Below are 18,872 nucleotides of genomic sequence, written 5' to 3'. Positions count from 1 at the left end.
GACGCATGTCCGCCACCATCACCCGCCGCCACAAGCGCAAGCTCAAGGCCGACATCAACGTCGTGCCCTACATCGACGTCATGCTGGTGCTGCTGATCATCTTCATGGTCACGGCGCCGCTGCTCAGCCTGGGCGTGGACGTGGAGCTGCCGCAGGCGCAGGCCAAGCCGATCCAGCAGCAGAAGGAGCCGGTCGTCGTTACCGTCAACGCCGCCGGCGAATACTCGCTCAAGCTTGAAACCGCGGACGCCGAGCCGATCGACGCGGCCACGCTGCAGGCCAAGCTGCGCGCCTTCGTGGCCCAGAACCCGGAAGTGCCGGTGTTCGTCGCCGGTGCCCGCGACGCCGAATACGCCCTGGTCTTCGACACCATGGTGCTGCTGCAGCAGGCCGGCGTGCCGCGCGTCGGCCTCATGGGCCAGCCTCCGGAGCGCAATGCACGCTGAAGCGCTGCCGCTGCGCGACACCCGCGAGGACCTGGGCGGCCCGGTGCTGATGGCGCTGGCCCTGCACCTGGGCATCGCCCTGCTGCTGCTCGTGGGCGGTTGGCTGCAGCGTCCGCCGGAAGTGGTGTCGGTGGCCGGGCCGGTGATGGACGCGACGCTGATCATTTCCAGCGCCGACATCAGCGCCGCCGAGCAGACCGCCGAAGCCGCGCCCAAGCCGGCCCCGCGGGCCGAGCTCGAACAGGCGCCGCCGCCGCAGCCGATCCCGGTGCCGCGCCCGCAGGACGCGCCGATCGAAACCCAGCCGGCGCCGCAGGCCCCCATTCCCAAGCCCGACACCACCGAACAGGAAGCCGTGGCCCGGCTGGCCCTGGAGCAGGAACAAGCCCGCGAGCGCGAAGAGCAGGAAGCCCGCCGCCGCCAGGAGCAGATCGACCTGACCGAGCGCCAGCGCCAGCAAGAGGTGGAGGAACGCCAGCGCCAGCGCCGCCAGCAGCTCGAAGCCCTGCGCGCCGAGCGCGAGGCCGCCGAGCGCCGCACCCGCCTCGAGGAACAGCGCCTGCGCCAGCTGGCCGACCGCGAGGCCCCGCCGACCCCGCAGCCGCGCCCCAGCCCGGCGCCGGCCCAGGCCAGCGGCGGCAACAACGGCACCGACACCGACCTGCGGGCCCGCTACGCGCTGGCGATGCTGCAGACCGCACAAAACAACTGGAACCGGGTCCTGGCGCCCGAACGCACCCGCTGTCAGGTGCGCTTCACCCAAATACCGGGTGGAGAGGTTATTGATGTGTCCTTCCTGAGCTGTCCCTTCGACAGCCAGGGCCGGGAATCGGTCGAACGGGCCCTGCGCCGTTCGCCGATGCCCTACGAAGAGTTCAAGACCGTGTTCGAGCGACAAGTCACCCTGACGTTCTGCTACCCCGAAGAGGCCTGCCGATGATGCGATTCCTTTCTTTCCTGGCGCTCGCGCTGCTGCTCCCCTTCGGCCAGGCCCGGGCCCAGGGCCTGGACATCGGCGTGGTGACCGGCAACGAAGCCGCGCTGCCCATCGCCGTGGTGCCGATGCCCTACCTGGGCACGTCGGTGGCGCCGGACACCGATATCGCCGCGGTCATCCGCGCCGACCTCAACCGCTCGGGCCAGTTCCGCGCCCTGGCCGAACAGGACGTGATCGAGAAGCCCATCCGCGGCTCCGAGATCAAGTTCCCGACCTGGCGGGTGCTTCGCCAGGACTTCGTGGTCGTCGGCCGCGTGCTCGACAACCCCGACGGCGGCTACCGGGTCGAATACGAACTGTGGGACGTGGCCAAGCAGGAACGCCTGCTCGGGCTGGCCGTGGGTGGCCGCGCCCGCGGCATGCGCGACGTCTCGCACCAGATCGCCGACCAGATCTACGAAAAGATCCTCGGCGTGCGCGGCGCCTTCTGGACCCGCATCGCCTACGTCACCGCCAACGGCGTCGGCAACAACATCCAGTACTCGTTGATGATCGCCGACTCCGACGGCTTCAATCCGCAGACCGTGGTGCGCTCGCGCGAGCCGCTGCTGTCGCCGGCCTGGAGCCCGGACGGCCGCAAGCTGGCCTACGTCAGCTTCGAGCGCGGCAATTCCACCATCTACATCCAGGAAATCGCCACCGGCGCCCGCGAGGTCGTGGCCAGCTTCAAGGGCATCAATGGCGCCCCGAACTTCTCGCCCGACGGCACCCGCCTGGCCCTGACCCTGTCGCGCTCGGGCAACCCCGAGATCTACGTGATGGACCTGGCCAGCAAGAACCTCACCCAGGTGACCCGCCACTGGGGCATCGACACCGAGGCCGTCTGGACCCCCGACGGCCGGTCCCTGATCTTCACTTCCGACCGGGCCGGCAAGCCCCAGCTGTACCAGGTGCCCGCCGGCGGCGGCGACGCCAGCCGCCTGAGCTTCCAGGGCGACTCCAATGCCAAGGCCAGTATTTCCTTTGACGGCAAGAAGATAGCTATGGCACAGGGCAACGGAAACGTTTATCGTATTGCCGTTCTTGACCGCAGCTTTGGCGGGGCGGGGCGCTGGCAGACCCTGTCGCCGGGCAACCTCGACGAATCGCCCAGCTTTGCCCCCAACGCCAGCATGCTGCTGTATGCCACGAAGGAAGCTTCGCGTGGCGTGCTGTACGCCGTATCGGCGGACGGTCGTGTGCGACAGCGTTTGGTTTTGGCCGATGGTGACGTCCGGGAGCCCGCCTGGTCACCTTACCGGCAGCGTTAAACGCAGGACGGGCCCTAACGAAGAATAAGCACCACCACTGCATCCGAAAACCCAAAGAGGCTTTGCCATGAATACCACCACCCGCGTGCTGCTCGCCGCTTCGATCTGCGTCGCCCTCGCTGCCTGCACCAAGAAGGTCAAGGAAGAAGCGCCGGCCCCGGTCGACACCACTCCGGCCACCACCGCTCCGGTCAACGACGGTCGTTACACCCCGGCCGACCTGGATACCGACGCCTGCCTGCGCCAGCGTACCGTTTACTTCGATTTCGACCAGGACACCCTGCGTCCGGAATTCCAGTCGATCATGGCCTGCCACGCCAAGTACCTGAACGATCGTTCGGAAGCCCGCGTCACGCTGGAAGGCAATGCCGACGAGCGCGGTACCCGCGAGTACAACCTGGGTCTCGGCGAGCGCCGTGGCAACGCCGTCTCCGGCGCCCTGCAGGGTGCGGGTGGTTCGGCCGGCCAGATCACCGTCGTGTCCTACGGTGAAGAGCGTCCGACCTGCAACACCTCGGCCGAGTCCTGCTGGCAGCAGAACCGTCGCGTCGAAATCGTCTACACCGCGAAGTAAGCGATGGGACGCCAGCACTTTGTATGCGTGCTGACCGTGGTGGCCGCCCTCGTGGCGGCCACCCCGGCCCCGGTCCAGGCCCAGCGCCTGAGCCTCGCCGAACGTGTCACCCTGCTCGAGAACCAGGCCAATGCGGAAAACCGCAGTGCCGGCCAGGCCAACCTCGAGGCGCAGAACCGCATCACCCAGCTCCAGGCCGAGGTGTCGGGCCTGCGCAACCAGATCGAAACGCTCACGCACGAGATCGAGCAGCTCAAGCAGCGCAACCGCGACCAGTACGTGGACCTCGACAGCCGCCTGCAGCGGCTCGAGGGCGGCGAGCCCGTGGCTGCCACCCCGAATTCCCCGGCGCCGGCTCCGGCCGACGCCACCCCGGCGCCCGCGCCGGTCGAACCCGTTGCCGGCCCGGCGCCTTCGGCCGCCGACCCGGCGGCGGGTGTCCCGGCCGACCCGGCCGCGGAAGAGGCCGCCTACCAGGCCGCGCTCGACACCCTGGTCGAACGCTTCGAAGCCGACCAGTCGGCGCGTATGTTCCGCGCCTTCATCAACGACTACCCGGCCAGCCCGCTGGTGCCCAATGCCTGGTACTGGCTGGGTGAAAGTTATTACGTCACCCAGAACTACGAGCTGGCGCTGGAAGCCTTCGAGTCCCTGCTGTCGGGCTACCCGGGCTCGCGCAAGGAAGCCGACGCCTTCCTGAAGGTCGGCTACTGCCAGATCGCCCTGGGCCAGCGCGCCGCCGGTGAAGCCACCCTGCGCGAGGTGTCCTCGCGCTATCCGGGCTCCGAGGCCGCCGCCAAGGCCGAGAGCCGCCTGCGCACGCTCGCGCTCGAAAACCGCTGACCCCGGCGCGTGCCGGACACCGCCATGGATACACCGGCTGCCGAGCGTCTGCGCCTGACCGAAATTTTCCTGTCCGTGCAGGGCGAGTCGCGCTCGGTCGGCTGGCCGACGGTGTTCGTCCGGCTCACCGGCTGTCCCCTGCGCTGCCAGTACTGCGACACCGCCTATGCCTTCCACGGCGGCGAGTGGTGGGAGATCGACACCATCCTGGCCGAAGTCGCCCGCCACGGCGCCCGCCACGTCTGCGTCACCGGCGGCGAGCCGCTGGCGCAGAAGCGCTGCCTGCTGTTGCTGGAAAAGCTCTGCGACGCCGGCTACGAAGTCTCGCTTGAAACCTCCGGCGCGATCGACATCGCGGACGTCGATCCGCGCGTGAGCCGGGTGGTGGACCTCAAGACGCCGGGCTCGAAGGAAATGCACCGCAACCTGCTGGAGAACATCCCGCTGCTGACGGCGCGCGACCAGGTGAAGTTCGTCGTCTGCGACCGCGCCGACTACGACTGGGCCAAGACCATGCTGGCCGAACACGCCCTGGCCGATCGCTGCGAGGTCCTGTTTTCACCCAGCCAGGGCCAGCAGTCCCCGGCCGAACTCGCCGAATGGCTGCTGGCCGACAAACTCCCGGTCCGCTTCCAGCTCCAGCTCCACAAGGTCCTGTGGGGCGACGTCGCCGGCAAGTGACCGACGAAATTGGATTTGCGATGAACCAGAATCAAAAGCATGCGGTGGTGCTGGTGTCCGGCGGGATGGATTCGGCGGTCGTGCTGGCGATGGCCCGCGAACAGGGCTTCGTCTGCCATGCGCTGAGCGTCTCCTACGGCCAGCGCCACACCTCGGAGCTGGCGGCCGCGGCGGAGCTGGCGGCCTCGGTCGGTGCGCAGCACAAGGTGGTCACCGTGGACCTGCGCAGCATTGGTGGTTCGGCGCTCACCGCCGACATCGACGTGCCCGAGCAGGGCGGGCAGGGCATTCCGGTCACCTACGTGCCGGCGCGCAACACCATCATGCTGTCCATCGCCCTGGGCTGGGCCGAAGTGCTGGGCGCCGACGACCTGTTCTGCGGCGTCAACGCGGTCGACTACAGCGGCTACCCAGACTGCCGGCCGGCCTTCATCGAGGCCTTCCAGGCCCTGGCCAACCTGGCCACCAAGGCCGGCGTCGAAGGCCATGCCCTGCGCGTGCACGCGCCGCTGATGCGGATGTCCAAGGCCGACATCGCCCGGGAGGGCGCCCGCCTGGGCGTGGACTTCTCGCGCACCGTGTCGTGTTACCAGGCCGACGACCAGGGCCGCGCCTGCGGCCGCTGCGATGCCTGCCGCCTGCGCGCCGAGGGATTCGCCGCCGCGGGCCTGGCCGACCCCACGCGCTACGCGCCGCGCGCCTGATGCGGTAAACTGCGCGCCTTGTTTTTCACCGGTTCGATCGGTGGGCCGTTAGCTCAGTTGGTAGAGCAGAAGACTTTTAATCTTTTGGTCGAAGGTTCGAATCCTTCACGGCCCACCACCCCTTCTTGTAGGAGCGCCTTCAGGCGCGAATCTCTTCTTTGCCAAAGGCAAAGTCAAAAGATTCGCGCCTGAAGGCGCTCCTACATGGGCATTAGAAGCGTCGCGAGAGCGACACGCTGCCGTACACCGGCGCCTCGCGCTGGCCGTCGAATTCCCGGCTGCGCCGGTAGTGGCCGCCGGCCAGGCGCCACGGGCCGTGGCTCAGCACGACGCCCAGGCCGAGCTCGGCGAAGCCGGCGCGGCTGTCCACCGAATGGCTGTCCCGGGTGAGCGTGCCGTCCAGGGTGACGTCATGGGCCACCGCGCGCGCCTCCAGGCTGGCGAAGAAATGCCAGTCCCAGCTACTGTCGGCCGCGCCGCGCAGCACCGGTGCCGTACCGTCACCGGCCAGGCGCATCGGGTTGGAGCCGAAGTCGTCGGGCAGGTTCTTGCCAAAGCGCAGCTCGATGCCCGCATTGGCATAGGTGGACGGGCTGCCCACCGCGCCGCCGACCCAGACGTTGCGGTCCCAGCCCAGGCCGTCGGCACCGGCATCCGGCTGGTGGCGCCAGCTGCGTTCGTGCGCCAGCTGCAGCAGGGGTTCGTCGCGCAGCTGGTTTTCCCAGCCGCGGAAGCGGGCCCGCCCGAACAGGTGGTGGAAGCTGTCCTGCGCCGCCTCGCCCTGCGCCGAAGGACCCACGATGCCCAGGCGCAGGTGGGTGGCCGCCAGGCGGTGTTCATCGCGCACCTGCTGGCCGATCCCGAACACCATCGTGCCGGCGTAGGGACGGTCGTCCAGGATCAGGTCGGCGCGGGTGCCGTCGGTCGGCGTGTAAAGCGCGTGGTGCCAGGTGATCACCAGGTTGCGCTGCGTCCCCGGGCCCCAGGCCAGCCAGCGGCTGGCGCGGTCCAGAAAGGGCAAGCAGCCCGTTTGATCCCGGCCGGTCGTGGGCGTGGCCCAGGTGAAAGCGAAACCGGCGGAGTAGCCCTGGTCCTGGCCGGCCTGGCCGTACAGGTCGTTGTCCGAGCGGGCGGTGGCGGTGCCGCCGCAGCCGGCGTGGGCCAGCGGAGCCAGGGTGAGCAGGGCGGTGGCGAGCAGGGTGGGACGAAGCATCGGGAAACCTGGAGAAACGTGGGGGAGCCCAGTTTACCGACCCCTCCCACAGAAGGGGCTGCTACAGGTCGGCGAGAACTTCGAGCACGCGGGGGCCGTAGCGTTCGAGCTTGGCGACGCCGACGCCGCCGACGGTGCCGAGCTCGGCCAGCGATGCCGGCCGGCGCTCGGCGATGGCGCGCAGGGTGGCGTCGTGGAAGATGACGTAGGCCGGCACGGCCTGTTCGCGGGCCAGGCTGGCGCGCAGTTCGCGCAGGGCGTCGAACACCGGTTGGTCAGCGGCACCGAGCTGCACCGGCGCCGGCGCGGCCCGGGCTCCGCGATCGCGTTCGCGCCGGCGCACGACTTCCTCGCGCAGGCTGACCTTCTGCTCGCCGCGCAGCACCGCACGGCTCGCTTCGGTCAGGCGCAGGCTGCCATGGCCTTCGATGTCCACGTCCAGCAGGCCCACCGCCACCAGCTGGCGGAACACGCCCTTCCACTGCTGCGTCGTCAGCTCGCTGCCGATGCCGTAGGTGCTCAGCTGGTCGTGGCCCAGCTGGCGCATGCGCTCGGTGTCGGCGCCGCGCAGCACGTCCACGAGATGGGTGACGCCGAAGCGCTGGCCGGTGCGATACACGCAGGACAGCGCCTTCTGGGCGGCCACGGTGCCGTCCCAGGTCTTGGGCGGCTCCAGGCAGTTGTCGCAGTTGCCGCAGTCGCCGGGATGGTCTTCGCCAAAGGCCGCCAGCAGGACCTGGCGGCGGCAGCGGGTGGATTCGCAGTAGCCCAGCAGGCGGTCGAGCTTGCGGCGCTCGAGCCACTGGCGCTCTTCGCCGGCGCCGGACTGGGCGATCATCTGGCCCAGCAGCACCACGTCGCCCAGGCCGTAGCAGAGCAAGGCCTCGGCCGGGTCGCCGTCGCGGCCGGCGCGGCCGGTTTCCTGGTAGTAGCCTTCCACCGACTTGGGCAGGTCCAGGTGCGCGACGAAGCGCACGTCGGGTTTGTCGATGCCCATGCCGAAGGCGATGGTCGCCACCATCACGATGCCTTCCTCGCGCAGGAAGCGTCGCTGGTTGGCGGCGCGTACGCCGGCATCGAGCCCGGCGTGGTAGGGCAGGGCCTCGATGCCGCGACTGGCCAGGTGCGCCGCGGTTTCCTCGACCTTGCGCCGCGAAAGGCAGTAGACGATGCCGGCCTGGCCGCGGCGCGGCTGCAGGAAATCGAGCAACTGCTGGCGGGCGTTGTCCTTGAGCACCACCCGGTAGCGGATGTTGGGCCGGTCGAAGGACGTGATGAAGCAGGGGGCGTCGGTCAGGTCCAGGCGTTCGGCGATTTCGCGCCGGGTCGGCGGGTCGGCGGTGGCGGTCAGGGCGATGCGCGGCACGTCCGGCCAGCGTTCGTGCAGCAGGTTCAGTTCCCGGTACTCGGGCCGGAAGTCGTGGCCCCACTGCGACACGCAGTGCGCTTCGTCGATGGCGAACAGGGCCAGCCGGCTGCGCCCGAGCAGGGACAGGAAACGGTCGGTCAGCAGCCGCTCGGGCGCCACGTACAGCAGGTCCAGCTCGCCGGCCAGCAGCCGGGCCTCGACCTGCGCGGCCTCGGAGGCCGGCAGCGAGGAGTTGAGGCAGGCGGCGCGCACGCCCAACTGCTCCAGGGCTTCGACCTGGTCCTGCATCAGGGCGATGAGCGGCGAAATGACGATGCCCGTGCCCTCGCGCAGCAGCGCAGGCACCTGGTAACAAAGGGATTTGCCGGCGCCGGTGGGCATCAGCACCAGGCAGTCGCCGCCGGCGACCAGGTGCTCGACCACGGCAGCCTGCTGGCCGCGGAAGTCGGCATGGCCGAAGACGCGGCGCAGCAGTTCGAGGGAAGGGGAAGGCATGCCGGGCATTTTAGCCGCTGCGAGGGGGCCGGACCCGCCTGTTCTTCACGTTGGTTAAACTCGTGGCGCTGTCGCTGCAGTCGCCCCAGCCCCAAAACCCAAAGGACCTACATGAAAACCCTCCGGATTTCCCTTCTCGCCGCGGCCGTGCTGGCCCTGTCCGCCTGCGGTGGCGGCAAGCAGCCTGGCGACACCATCATCGACATGCAGGCCGAGATCTGCGCCACCGGCGATCCCTCGGTGATGCAGAAGTACGTCAGCAAGAAGTCCCAGCCCGCCGTCGGCATGATCACCGCCGTCATGGCCGAGCCAGCCAAGGCCGAGCAGATGAAGGCCCAGATCAAGGAAGAGTGCGAGACCGCCGGCGAAATCGAGATCCTCGAAACCAAGATCGAGGGCGACAAGGCCACCGTGCGCTACCGCAATCCCGAGGGCAAGGAAGACACCGAGACCCTGGTGAAGGAAGACGGCGAGTGGAAGCTGGACTTCAACCTCGAAAAATAAGCCGATGCGCCTGATCGGCACCCTGGCCACCGCCGCGCTGGCGGTGGCCCTGGCCGGGCCGGGGGCGGCGCCGCTGCGCGCGGCGCCGGTCGTGCCGGCCCTGCTCGAGCTGGCGCCGCTGTCCGGCTGGCAGCAGGCCCTGCAGCCCGGTGACCTGGTGTTCCGCCGCGGCAATGGCCTTTGGAGCGGCTATTTCGCCGGTGCGTCGGGCGACCGCGGCTATTTCAGCCATGTCGGTTTGCTGATGCACGACGGCGGCCACTGGCTGGTGGTCCACACCGAAGCCGACGACCGCACCGGCGTGGGCGGCGTGCGCACCGACCGGCTGGAACACTTCCTCGCGCAGGCCCAGGGGGTCGCGGTCGTCAGGCCGCGCCTGGAACGCGCGCAGGCCGCGCGTGCGCTCGAACTGGCCCGCGATCCGGCCTGGCAGGCGATTCCCTTCGACGCCCGCTTCCGGCTCGACGACGACGGCGAGGCCATGTACTGCACGGAATGGATCCAGGCCCTGGTGCTGGCCGCAACCGGCGAGGACATCGCCCGCCCGCGCAGCCGATTCGGCCGCATGCCGATCATCAGCATCGACGACCTGCGGCTCAGCGCCCGGGTCGAGCCGGTGCTCGAGCACCGGCTGCCGGCCGCAGGCCGCTGACGCGCATCACTCCAGCAGCGAGCGCAGCATCCAGGCGTTTTTCTCGTGGATCTGCAGGCGCTGGGTGGCCAGGTCCACGGTCGGGTCGTCGCCGGCGGCTTCGCTGGTCTTGATGACTTTGCGGGCGGTGCGGCAGACCGCTTCGTTGCCGCTGACCAGCTGGCGAACCATGCCCTGCCAGTCCAGGCCGCCGGGCGACTGCTCTTCCTTGATGGACGAGAGCTTGACGAACTCGGCGTAGGAGCCGGGCGCGGGGAATCCCAGGGCGCGGATGCGCTCGGCGATTTCGTCGAGCGCGGTCCACTGTTCGGTGTACTGGGTCATGAACATCGCATGCAGGCTGTTGAACATTGGCCCGGTGACGTTCCAGTGGAAGTTATGGGTCTTGAGGTAGAGCGTGTAGCTGTCGGACAGGAAAGCCGACAGCCCGTCGGCGACCTTCCGGCGGTCCTTCTCGCTGATGCCGATGTCGATCCTGGGCGCGGCGGCGGAAGCGGCGGACTTCTTCGATTTTGACGCCATGGCGGGACTCCTCGTGAAGGGACAACAGAAATACTACCCTCGCGAAGGTTGAAGTCGGATGAACCCCGGGCCGACGTTAGAATAGCGTTATATGTCTGCCCGACCGGCCCCGCTCCCCTCCCTTCCCGACGACGCCGTGCCCAGCCGCGACCGCGGCCGCCTGCTGCGGCTGCGTGGGGCTGCGCAAAAGGCGCCGGACGACGCGGGCAAGCGCCAGGCCTACGTGGACGCGCTTGCGGTGGCGAAGGCGGCGCATGCCGCCCGGCTGTCGAAGCGGCCGCAGCCACGGTTCGACGACAGCCTGCCGGTGTCGCGCGCCGCCGACACCCTGGTGGACCTGATCCGCAAACATCCCGTGGTGGTGGTCGCCGGCGAGACCGGTTCGGGCAAGACCACCCAGCTGCCGAAGTTGTGCCTGGCCGCCGGTCGCGGCGGCGCCGGCCTGATCGGCTGCACCCAGCCACGCCGCATCGCCGCGCGCGCGGTCGCCCGGCGCGTGGCCGAGGAGCTGCAGGTGCCGCTGGGTGGCGCCGTGGGCTACCAGGTGCGCTTCACCGAAAACGTCGGCGACGACACCTTCATCAAGTTCATGACCGACGGCATCCTGCTGGCGGAGATCCAGTCCGACCGCTGGCTGTCCAAGTACGACACCCTGATCATCGACGAGGCCCACGAGCGCAGCCTCAACATCGACTTCCTGCTCGGCTACCTCAAGCAACTGGTGCAGCGGCGGCCGGACCTGAAGCTGGTCATCACCTCGGCCACGATCGACACCGAGCGCTTCGCGAAACATTTCGGCGACGCCCCGGTGGTCAACGTCGAGGGCCGTGGCTTTCCGGTCGACGTCCGTTATTTCACGCCCGGGAAAAACGCGGGCGAGGACGAGCCCGCGGGCGAGCTGCCGCTGGCCGACGCCATCGTCGCCGCCGCCGACGACATCACCCGGCAGGACCCGCTGGGCGACATCCTGGTGTTCCTGCCCGGCGAAAGGGAAATCCGCGACGCCCATGCCGCGCTCAACCGGCGCAAGTACCGGTCGACCGAGGTCATCCCGCTGTACGCGCGGCTGTCGGTGCGCGACCAGGACAAGGTGTTCAATCCCGGGCCCGGTCGGCGCATCGTGCTGGCGACCAATGTCGCGGAAACCTCGCTGACGGTGCCGCGCATCCGCTACGTCATCGACCCGGGACTGGCGCGGGTGAAACGCTACAGTCCACGCGGCAAACTCGACCGCCTGCACATCGAGCCGGTCAGCCAGGCCAGCGCCGACCAGCGCAAGGGCCGCTGCGGCCGCATCGCCGCCGGCGTCTGCTACCGGCTCTACGGCGAGGACGATTTCGCCGCGCGTCCGCGCTTCACCGATCCGGAGATCCTGCGCGCCTCGCTGGCGGGCGTGATCCTGCGCATGCTCACCCTGGGCCTGGGCCGGGTCGAGGACTTCCCCTTCATCGACGCGCCCGACCCGCGTGCGATCGCCGACGGCTGGCAGACCCTCGCCGAGCTGGGCGCCATCGACGACGAGCGCAAGCTGACCCCCATCGGCCGCGAAATGTCGCGACTGCCGGTGGACCCGAAACTGGCGCGCATGCTGGTCGCGGCCAACGGCCACGGCGTGGTGCACGAAATGCTGGTGATCGCCAGTTTCCTGGGCATCCAGGACCCGCGCGAGCGACCCGCGGATGCCCGTGAGAAGGCCGACAACGCCCACGCGGAGTTCGCCGACCCCGGGTCGGAGTTCGTCGGCATCCTCAAGCTCTGGGACGCTTATCGCCAGGCCCACGAGGACCTGACGCAATCGAAGCTGCGCGGCTGGTGCGAAAAACGGTTCCTGGCGTTCCTGCGCATGCGTGAATGGCGCGAGCTGCATCGCCAGCTGCGCCTGGCCTGCGAGGAGATGCGCTGGGACAGCGGCGATGCCAGTGGCCTGGCCGACCTGCTCGAAGACGCCCGCAAGGCGCCTGACGCGGGGCGTGGCCGCCGCCGCGGCAAGGGCCAGCCGGCACGCAGCGAACGATTGCACCGCGCGCTGATCGCCGGCCTGCCCACGCAGATCGGCCATCGCACCGAAAAAGGCGTCTACGATGCACCGCGCCAGCGCAAGTTCCAGCTCTTCCCCGGTTCGGCGCTGGCCAAGGCGCCGCCGGCGTGGGTGCTGGTGGCCACCTTGCTCGACACCCAGAAGGTCTGGGGCCTGATGGCCGCGAAGATCGAACCGGACTGGGTCATCGCCGAGCTGCCGCACCTGCTGGCGCGCAAACATTTCGACCCGCACTGGTCGCGCAGCCAGGGCCGGGTGATCGGCAGCGAGCAGATCAGCCTGTTCGGCCTGGTGCTGGCCCCGAAGAAACCGGTCCACTACGGCGGACTTTATCCGGCCGAGGCGCGCGAGCTGTTCGTGCGCCAGGGCCTGGTGCCGGGCGAAGTCGACTGCCGTGCACCCTTGCTCAAGCGCAACCTGGCGACGCTGGAAAAAGCCCACCAGGAAGAAGCCAAGCTGCGCCGCGCCGGCCTGGTCGCCGACGAAGACTGGCAGGCGCGCTGGTACCTGGACCGGCTGCCACCGGAGATCAATTCCGTGGCCGGCTTCGATGCCTGGTACGGCAAGCTCGGTCCGGAGCAGAAGAAGTCGATCGAATGGCCGCTGGCCGAGCTGCTGCCGGGCGAGGGCAGCGAAGCCGAGCGGTTCCCGAAGTTCTTCGCGCTCGGCGACGTCCGCCTGGCCCTGCATTACCGCTTCGAACCTGGTCATCCCGAGGACGGGGTCACCCTGGACGTGCCGCTGCACCTGCTGATGGCGCTCGACGCCACCCGGCTGGGCTGGCTGGTGCCGGGCCTTGTCGAGGAAAAGGCCACCGCGCTCATTCGCGGCCTGCCCAAGGCGCTGCGCCGCAACTATGTGCCCGCGCCCGATTTCGCCCGCGCGTTCGCCCAGGCTTTCCCCAGGCCCGAAGCCGACAGCCTGGCCGGTACGCTGGCGCGATTCCTTAGCAAGGCCACCGGCGCCCCGGTGGCGGCACTGGACTTCAACGAAGCCGCCCTCGAACCGCACCTGCGCATGAACCTGCGCCTGGCCGAACGCGAGGGCCGGGTGCTGGCCGTGTCGCGCGACCTGGCGCAACTGCGCGCGCGGTTTGGCGACCGCGCCGAGCAGGCCTTCGCCGAGCGTGCCGGCGAAGAGCTGGCCAGGGACGGTCTTACCCACTTCCCGGACGCACCGATCCCGGACCAGGTGGCCGGCGCGGCCGGCGTACCGGCGTTTCCGGCGCTGGTGGACGCCGGCGGCACGGTGTCGCTGAGCGTCTTCGCCGATCGCGACGAGGCCCGGCGCGAGCATGCCGCCGGCGTGCGCCGCCTGCTTCGCCTGGCCCTGGCCGACAAGCTCAGGCAGGCACGCAAGCAGCTGCCGGTCAGTCCGAAGCTGGCCTTGCTGTACGCGACCATCGAAGGCTTCCAGCAGAGCCCCGGCCAGGGCCCGGCGCATGAACATTTGCGCGCCGACCTGGCCGACGCGGCGCTGCTGGCGGTGACCGACGGCGACCTGGGCGCGGTGCGCGACCCGGCGGCGTTCCAGGCCCAGCTCCAGCAAGCCGGCAAACAGCTGTTCCCGGAAGCCATGACGCGCCTGCAGCTGGCCGAGCAGATCCTGGGCCTGGTGGCCGAAATCAAGCCACGGCTGGAATCGCCGCTGCTGGGCTGGGCCCAGGGCAATCTCGACGACCTCAAGGCGCAGTTGGCCGGCCTGGTGCCGCCGGGATTCCTGCGCGAGACGCCGGCCGAGGCCCTGGCCCAGTACCCGCGTTACCTCAAGGCGCTGTCGCTGCGCGCCGAACGCGCGCTGCGCGACCCGGTGCGCGACCAGGCCCGCATGCTCGAACTCAAGCCCTTTTCAGACGCCCTCGAACGCGCCCGCGAAACCGGGCAGGCGGCGCTGCCGGCCTGGCAGTCCCTGCGCTGGGACCTCGAGGAACTGCGAGTCTCGACCTTCGCCCAGGAACTGGGCACCCGCCGCCAGGTCTCCGCCAAGAAACTCGCCCGCACCCTCTCGAACCTGTAGGAGCGCCTTCAGGCGCGAAGCTTCCCACCCCTGTGGGAGGGACTTCAGTCCCGAGCCCTTGGACCTGCCCATAGGGCAGGCACAGGGGCCCATGCTGCTTTCGTCGGAGGCGCCGCCGCGCACGCTACGTCCTCGCCGCCCGGCCGGGACCAAGCGTCATCCATGACCAGCTCACGGCCGGCCGTTCCGGACATCCTGTCCTACACTTCGTCGAGGACATAGCGTGCACGTCGTCGCTCCCACTTCATCACGGGCCGCTGACTGCCAGCCCGACGCATGGCGTCGAATAGCTTCGGCTTCGCCAAACGGCGGCCGCGAGTCATGGATTCCAGGGGACTTCCGGCCGGCTTTCCTGGCGGCCACTGCGTATTGTTGAGGAGGTAGCGTGCAGTCGCCCTGGCCGACCTTCGGAGACAAGGACGTCGACGAAGAGCCTACATGGAGGTACTTGCGGCGTGTCGGCCAGGGCGACTGCACGCTGCCTCCACCCGCGAAGGCACCACGACCCCAAGCCCTGCTTGACCGACGGGCAAGGCAAAAGCTTCGCGCCTGAAGGCGCTCCTACAGGGGCAAGGGGAGTGCTTCGGGACAGGCGTCCCGAAGCCTTGGGGAAAACGGCCGGCTTACTTGATGCGCGTGACGCGTGCGCGCGAGTTGTAGCCCTCGACCTTCAGGTACCAGGCGCTGAACGCACCGGGTTCGATCGTCACCTTCGGATCGGTCAGGTTCACGCGCAGGCGCGCGGTGGAATCGGTGACCTTCCAGATCTGGCCGTTGTCGAGCTTGAATCGCTGGCCGTTCTCCCAGCCGCGGAACTCGCCGCTGATCGAGCTGAAGATCGCGCCATCGGGCCCCGTCGACGAATGGAAGCCACGCTGGTCCACCGCTGGCGTCGCCGCCGGCAGGGTCGAGGCCAGTTCGCTCGTTTCCGCCCGCACGAAGGCATTGAGCGCGGCCAGTTCCGCCGGCGTCAGCTTGTCCAGGCCCGCGGCCTTGAATTCGGCTTCGGTCATGCGCTCCTCGAGCGAGGAGAACGACTGGGCCAGGGCGCTGCCGCCGATCAGGGCGGTCAGGACGAAGGAGATCAGGAGCATTCGGCGCATGGTTTGATTCCGTACTGGTTGAACTGCCAGCAATCGCGGGGCAGTCTAACTCCCCGGCCAATGCAGACGCTACTTGAACACCCCCAGCCCCCCACCCGAGCGTTTGAAGCAAGCCCTGGCCAGCGTCGAGGCCGGCGCCGCCTGGTGGCCGGCGCTGGTGGAGGCCGCGGCCGGCCTGCCCGCCGACAAGGACGAGCGCTGCGCCCTGGCCGTGCTTGACACCCTGCGGCCGCTGCGCGCCGACGCTGAAGTCCAGGCCGCTGCCGCGCTGCACCTGTGGCCGGCCCTGCGCGCGGCCCTGCCCGGGAAGGCGCTCGAACAGGCCCCGCGTGTCCAGCGCCTGCTCGAGGGCCTGGCCGCCGCCGGCCAGGTCGACGACCTGCACCACCATCGCCCGGGGCAGGGCAGCGCCGAAGGCCTGCGCCGGTTGCTGCTGGCGCTCGTGCGCGACCTGCGCGCGGTGCTGGTGCTGCTGGCCGTGCAGCTGGTGCGCCTGCGCGAGGCGGCGCAGCTGCCGGAGGAAGAGCGCCGCGCCCTGGCCGAACTCGCCCGGGACATCCATGCGCCGCTGGCCAACCGCCTGGGCATCTGGCAGCTCAAGTGGGAGCTCGAGGACCTGGCCTTTCGCTGGCTGCAGCCCGACACCTACCAGCGCATCGCCCGCCTTCTCGACGAAAAACGCGGTGATCGCCAGCGTTTCATCGACGACGCGCTGGCGCGCATCCAGGCTGCCCTGGCGGAAGCCGGCATCACCGGTGCCGACGTCGCCGGCCGGCCCAAGCACATCTTCAGCATCTACAAGAAGATGCAGCGCAAGGGCGTGCCCTTCAGCGAGCTCTACGACATCCGCGCCGTGCGCGTGCTGGTCGACGACATCCCCAGCTGCTACGCGGTGCTGGGCGTGGTGCACCAGCTCTGGCCGTCGATTCCTTCCGAGTTCGACGATTACATCGCCCATCCCAAGGGCAACGACTACCGGTCGCTGCACACCGCCGTCATCGGTCCGGGCGGACGCACCCTGGAAGTGCAGATCCGTACCCGCCAGATGCACGACCACGCCGAGCTGGGCGTCGCCGCGCACTGGCGCTACAAGGAGGGCGGCGGCGCCGACGCCAGCTTCGAGCGCAAGGTCGCCTGGATGCGCCAGCTGCTGGAGGCACGCGACGCCAGCGACGGCGGCGGCGACGGCGATGCGGCGCTGGTGCAGGGTTTTTCCACCGAACTGGTGGAGGACCGCGTTTACGCCATCACCCCGCGTGGCGAGGTGGTCGACCTGCCGCGTGGCGCCACCGTGCTCGATTTCGCCTATGCCGTGCACACCGAAGTCGGCCACCGCTGCCGCGGAGCCAAGGTCAATGGCCGCATCGTGCCGCTCGACCACCAGCCCGGCACCGGTGACCAGGTCGAGATCCTCACCGCCAAGACCGGCGAGCCGCGCCGCGACTGGCTGTTGGCCAGCAACGGCTTCCTGGCCACCGGTCGCGCCCGCGACAAGGTGCGTGCCTGGTTCCATCGCATCGACCGCGCGCGCAACCTGCATGACGGCAAGGACATACTGGACAAGGAACTGCGGAGGATGGCGCTGACCCAGGCCGACCTGGGGCCGGTGCTGGCCAAGTTCCGGCTCGAAAGCCTCGAAGACCTGCACCTGGCCCTGGCCCTGGGCGACCTGGGGCCCAGCCAGGTCACCCGCTGCCTGCACGACCATGCGCAGGAAGCCAGGGAGCCTGCCGAACCGGCGCCGGTGACCCGCCGGAGCCCGCCGCCGCCACCGGCGAACGCGCCGTTCACGGTCGAAGGCGTCGGCAACCTGCTCAGCCAGATCGCCCGCTGCTGCCGGCCGGTGCCGGGCGATGCCATCGTCGGTTACCTCACCCGCGGTCGCGGCGTCAGCATCCATCGCGCGGGCTGCCCGGCGCTGCAGCGCCTGGAAAGCCGCCATCCCGAACGCCTGCTGCCGGTCGAATGGGGCCGGGGCACCCGCGGCAGCTACGACGTCGACATCCAGGTGCACGCCTTCGACCGCAAATGGCTGCTCAAGGACCTCACCAACCTCGTCGCCCAGCAGGGCGTGAACATCCTGGGCCTACAGTCGCGGGTGGACGACGAACGCGGCCTGGCCGACCTGCGGCTGGCGGTCCGGGTGACCGACTACGGCCAGCTCAGCGACCTGCTGGGGCGGCTGAACGCCGTGCCCGGCGTGCGCGAGGCGCACCGCCTGGGTTGAGCCGGCCGGGGTCGGTTCATGCTGCGCTGCTATCCTGCCGCGCATGGATGAGACGCCCGCATGATCGGTGATCGCAAGGACCCCGACGCCAGTCCGTCGCTGGGCGCGATGGACCAGCTGGACCTGGATGCGCCGCGCCACCGCGACCGCGGCGAGGCCCCGCCGCCGTCGCCGCCGCGTCGCGACGACGGCCGTGGAGCCAATCCCCCGCGCCGCCACACCTGGGCCTGGCTGGCGCTGGGCACGGTGGTCGTCCTTGTCCTGGCGCTGGGCCTGGTGCTCGGCGTCTGGCGCGAGAGCCTGAGCCAGGCACTCATTCCTTCTTCGGAACTCAACCAGGAAATCGAAGCCGCCCAGCTGGCGCTGGCGCGCGGCGAGCTCAGCCGGCCCGACGGCCAGGGTGCGCGCGAGCGTTTCCAGGCCGTGCTGGCCCGGGACCCCGACCACCCGGCGGCACGCAGCGGCCTGGTGGCGGTGCGCGAAGCGGCCCTGGTGCAGGCGCGCGCCGCCCTGGCCGACGGCGACTTCGACGCCGCGCGCGAACGCCTGGCGCTGGCGCGGACGATGGCGGCGCCGGCCGCCGACATGGCCAGCATCGAAGCCGAACTGGCCGAGCGTGAGTCCCTGGAAGCCGACGTCGCCGAGCGCTTGCAGGCCGCCCGCGAAGCGCACGCCCTGGGTCGCATCGAACAGCCGTCCAACGGCGCGCTGGCGCTTTACGAAGACGTGCTGCGTCGCCAGCCCGACAACGCCATCGCGCTCGAAGGCCGGCGCAGCCTGCTCGCGGGCCTGCTGCGCGATGCCGACGCCGCCCTGGATGCCGGCGACCTGCGCACCGCCGTCGCCCTGGTTGGTCGGGTGGTCGCCACCGATCCCAGCCACCTGGGCCTGCCGGCGCTGCAGGCGCGCCTGGGTGAAGTCCGGGCCGCGGGCGAACGCAGCCGCGAAACCGCGCTGCGCGCCGCCCAGGCCGAACTGCGCGCCGGCCGCCTGGATGCCGCGGCAAGTGGTTTCCAGGCCTTGCTCGAAAGCAAGCCCGACGACGTCGAGGCCCGCCAGGGCCTGGACGATGCCGCGGCGATGCTGGCCGCACGCGCAGGCCGGGATGCCGCCGACTTCGATTTCGATGCCGCCGCCGATGCCATCGCCCGGGCCCGCGAGTGGGCGCCGGACTCGCCGGCCGTGGCCGCTGCCGGACGCCGGCTCGAACGCGCCCGCGCCGCCCGCGAGGAGCTGCC

General features: G+C 69.9%; 16 protein-coding genes and 1 tRNA gene. 13 read left to right on the top strand and 4 right to left on the bottom strand.

All coding sequences use genetic code 11. The features are described from left to right. Positions 1–5 precede the first annotated feature (5 nt). The 8 genes from tolR (at position 6) to N788_RS10940 (ending at position 5,613) form a co-directional block, all read left to right on the top strand. Positions 6–446: a protein TolR gene (tolR, locus tag N788_RS10975; protein WP_034225028.1), complete on the top strand. Its 441-nt coding sequence runs from the start codon at positions 6–8 to the stop codon at positions 444–446. Continuing rightward, positions 436–1,386, top strand: coding sequence for a hypothetical protein (locus N788_RS10970; RefSeq protein WP_034225027.1), 951 nt, complete (start codon positions 436–438; stop codon positions 1,384–1,386). The genes tolR and N788_RS10970 overlap by 11 nt, the downstream gene beginning before the upstream one ends. Next, on the top strand, positions 1,383–2,693 hold the full coding sequence (gene tolB, locus N788_RS10965; RefSeq protein WP_034225026.1) for a Tol-Pal system beta propeller repeat protein TolB: 1,311 nt from the start codon (positions 1,383–1,385) through the stop codon (positions 2,691–2,693). The genes N788_RS10970 and tolB overlap by 4 nt, the downstream gene beginning before the upstream one ends. 67 nt (positions 2,694–2,760) lie before the next feature. Next, positions 2,761–3,267: a peptidoglycan-associated lipoprotein Pal gene (gene pal / locus N788_RS10960; protein WP_034225025.1), complete on the top strand. Its 507-nt coding sequence runs from the start codon at positions 2,761–2,763 to the stop codon at positions 3,265–3,267. A 3-nt stretch (positions 3,268–3,270) separates the two neighbouring features. After that, positions 3,271–4,110, top strand: coding sequence for a tol-pal system protein YbgF (gene ybgF, locus N788_RS15150; protein WP_034225023.1), 840 nt, complete (start codon positions 3,271–3,273; stop codon positions 4,108–4,110). A 24-nt stretch (positions 4,111–4,134) separates the two neighbouring features. Then, positions 4,135–4,791, top strand: coding sequence for a 7-carboxy-7-deazaguanine synthase QueE (gene queE, locus N788_RS10950; protein WP_034225021.1), 657 nt, complete (start codon positions 4,135–4,137; stop codon positions 4,789–4,791). Between the two features lie 20 nt (positions 4,792–4,811). Beyond that, positions 4,812–5,495 carry a 7-cyano-7-deazaguanine synthase QueC gene (gene queC / locus N788_RS10945; RefSeq protein WP_034225019.1) on the top strand — a complete coding sequence of 228 codons (684 nt, stop codon included), beginning with the start codon at positions 4,812–4,814 and terminating at the stop codon, positions 5,493–5,495. Between the two features lie 42 nt (positions 5,496–5,537). Continuing rightward, positions 5,538–5,613, top strand: a tRNA-Lys gene (locus N788_RS10940). 93 nt (positions 5,614–5,706) lie between these two features. Here the strand turns inward: N788_RS10940 and N788_RS10935 are convergent. Next, positions 5,707–6,708 carry a lipid A deacylase LpxR family protein gene (locus N788_RS10935; protein ID WP_034225017.1) on the bottom strand — a complete coding sequence of 334 codons (1,002 nt, stop codon included), beginning with the start codon at positions 6,706–6,708 and terminating at the stop codon, positions 5,707–5,709. Positions 6,709–6,769: 61 nt separating this feature from the next. Beyond that, positions 6,770–8,572: a DNA helicase RecQ gene (gene recQ / locus N788_RS10930; RefSeq protein ID WP_034225016.1), complete on the bottom strand. Its 1,803-nt coding sequence runs from the start codon at positions 8,570–8,572 to the stop codon at positions 6,770–6,772. A 111-nt stretch (positions 8,573–8,683) separates the two neighbouring features. On the opposite strand from recQ, the gene N788_RS10925 reads away from it, so the two are divergent. Both N788_RS10925 and N788_RS10920 read left to right on the top strand, forming a co-directional pair. Beyond that, the gene (locus N788_RS10925; RefSeq protein WP_160171924.1) at positions 8,684–9,076 is read left to right on the top strand and encodes a DUF4878 domain-containing protein; all 393 of its coding nucleotides are present in this window, start codon (positions 8,684–8,686) and stop codon (positions 9,074–9,076) included. 4 nt (positions 9,077–9,080) lie between these two features. Then, the gene (locus N788_RS10920) at positions 9,081–9,728 is read left to right on the top strand and encodes a YiiX/YebB-like N1pC/P60 family cysteine hydrolase (RefSeq protein ID WP_034225013.1); all 648 of its coding nucleotides are present in this window, start codon (positions 9,081–9,083) and stop codon (positions 9,726–9,728) included. 6 nt (positions 9,729–9,734) lie between these two features. Here N788_RS10920 and N788_RS10915 read toward each other — a convergent pair whose 3' ends face one another. Continuing rightward, positions 9,735–10,250 carry a Dps family protein gene (locus N788_RS10915; RefSeq protein ID WP_034225012.1) on the bottom strand — a complete coding sequence of 172 codons (516 nt, stop codon included), beginning with the start codon at positions 10,248–10,250 and terminating at the stop codon, positions 9,735–9,737. Between the two features lie 91 nt (positions 10,251–10,341). Here N788_RS10915 and hrpA point away from each other — a divergent pair, with 91 nt between their 5' ends. Then, positions 10,342–14,304, top strand: a complete 3,963-nt coding sequence (gene hrpA, locus N788_RS10910) for an ATP-dependent RNA helicase HrpA (RefSeq protein WP_034225011.1) — start codon at positions 10,342–10,344, stop codon at positions 14,302–14,304. Between the two features lie 623 nt (positions 14,305–14,927). Here the strand turns inward: hrpA and N788_RS10905 are convergent. Next, a complete protein-coding gene (locus N788_RS10905) occupies positions 14,928–15,407 on the bottom strand; it encodes a hypothetical protein (protein ID WP_034225010.1) in 480 nt (159 codons plus the stop codon). Positions 15,408–15,510: 103 nt separating this feature from the next. Here N788_RS10905 and N788_RS10900 point away from each other — a divergent pair, with 103 nt between their 5' ends. Then, entirely contained in the window at positions 15,511–17,634 is a 2,124-nt protein-coding gene (locus N788_RS10900; protein ID WP_425476482.1) for a RelA/SpoT family protein, read from the top strand. A 60-nt stretch (positions 17,635–17,694) separates the two neighbouring features. Beyond that, positions 17,695–18,872 (top strand): tetratricopeptide repeat protein (locus N788_RS10895; protein ID WP_051924589.1); only part of this gene is annotated, 1,178 nt, incomplete at its 3' end.

It is taken from the genome of Arenimonas donghaensis DSM 18148 = HO3-R19, assembly GCF_000743535.1.
Taxonomy (GTDB): domain Bacteria; phylum Pseudomonadota; class Gammaproteobacteria; order Xanthomonadales; family Xanthomonadaceae; genus Arenimonas; species Arenimonas donghaensis.
The sequence above is the reverse complement of the archived record's forward strand: the minus strand, read 5'-3'. Positions and strand labels throughout refer to the sequence as shown.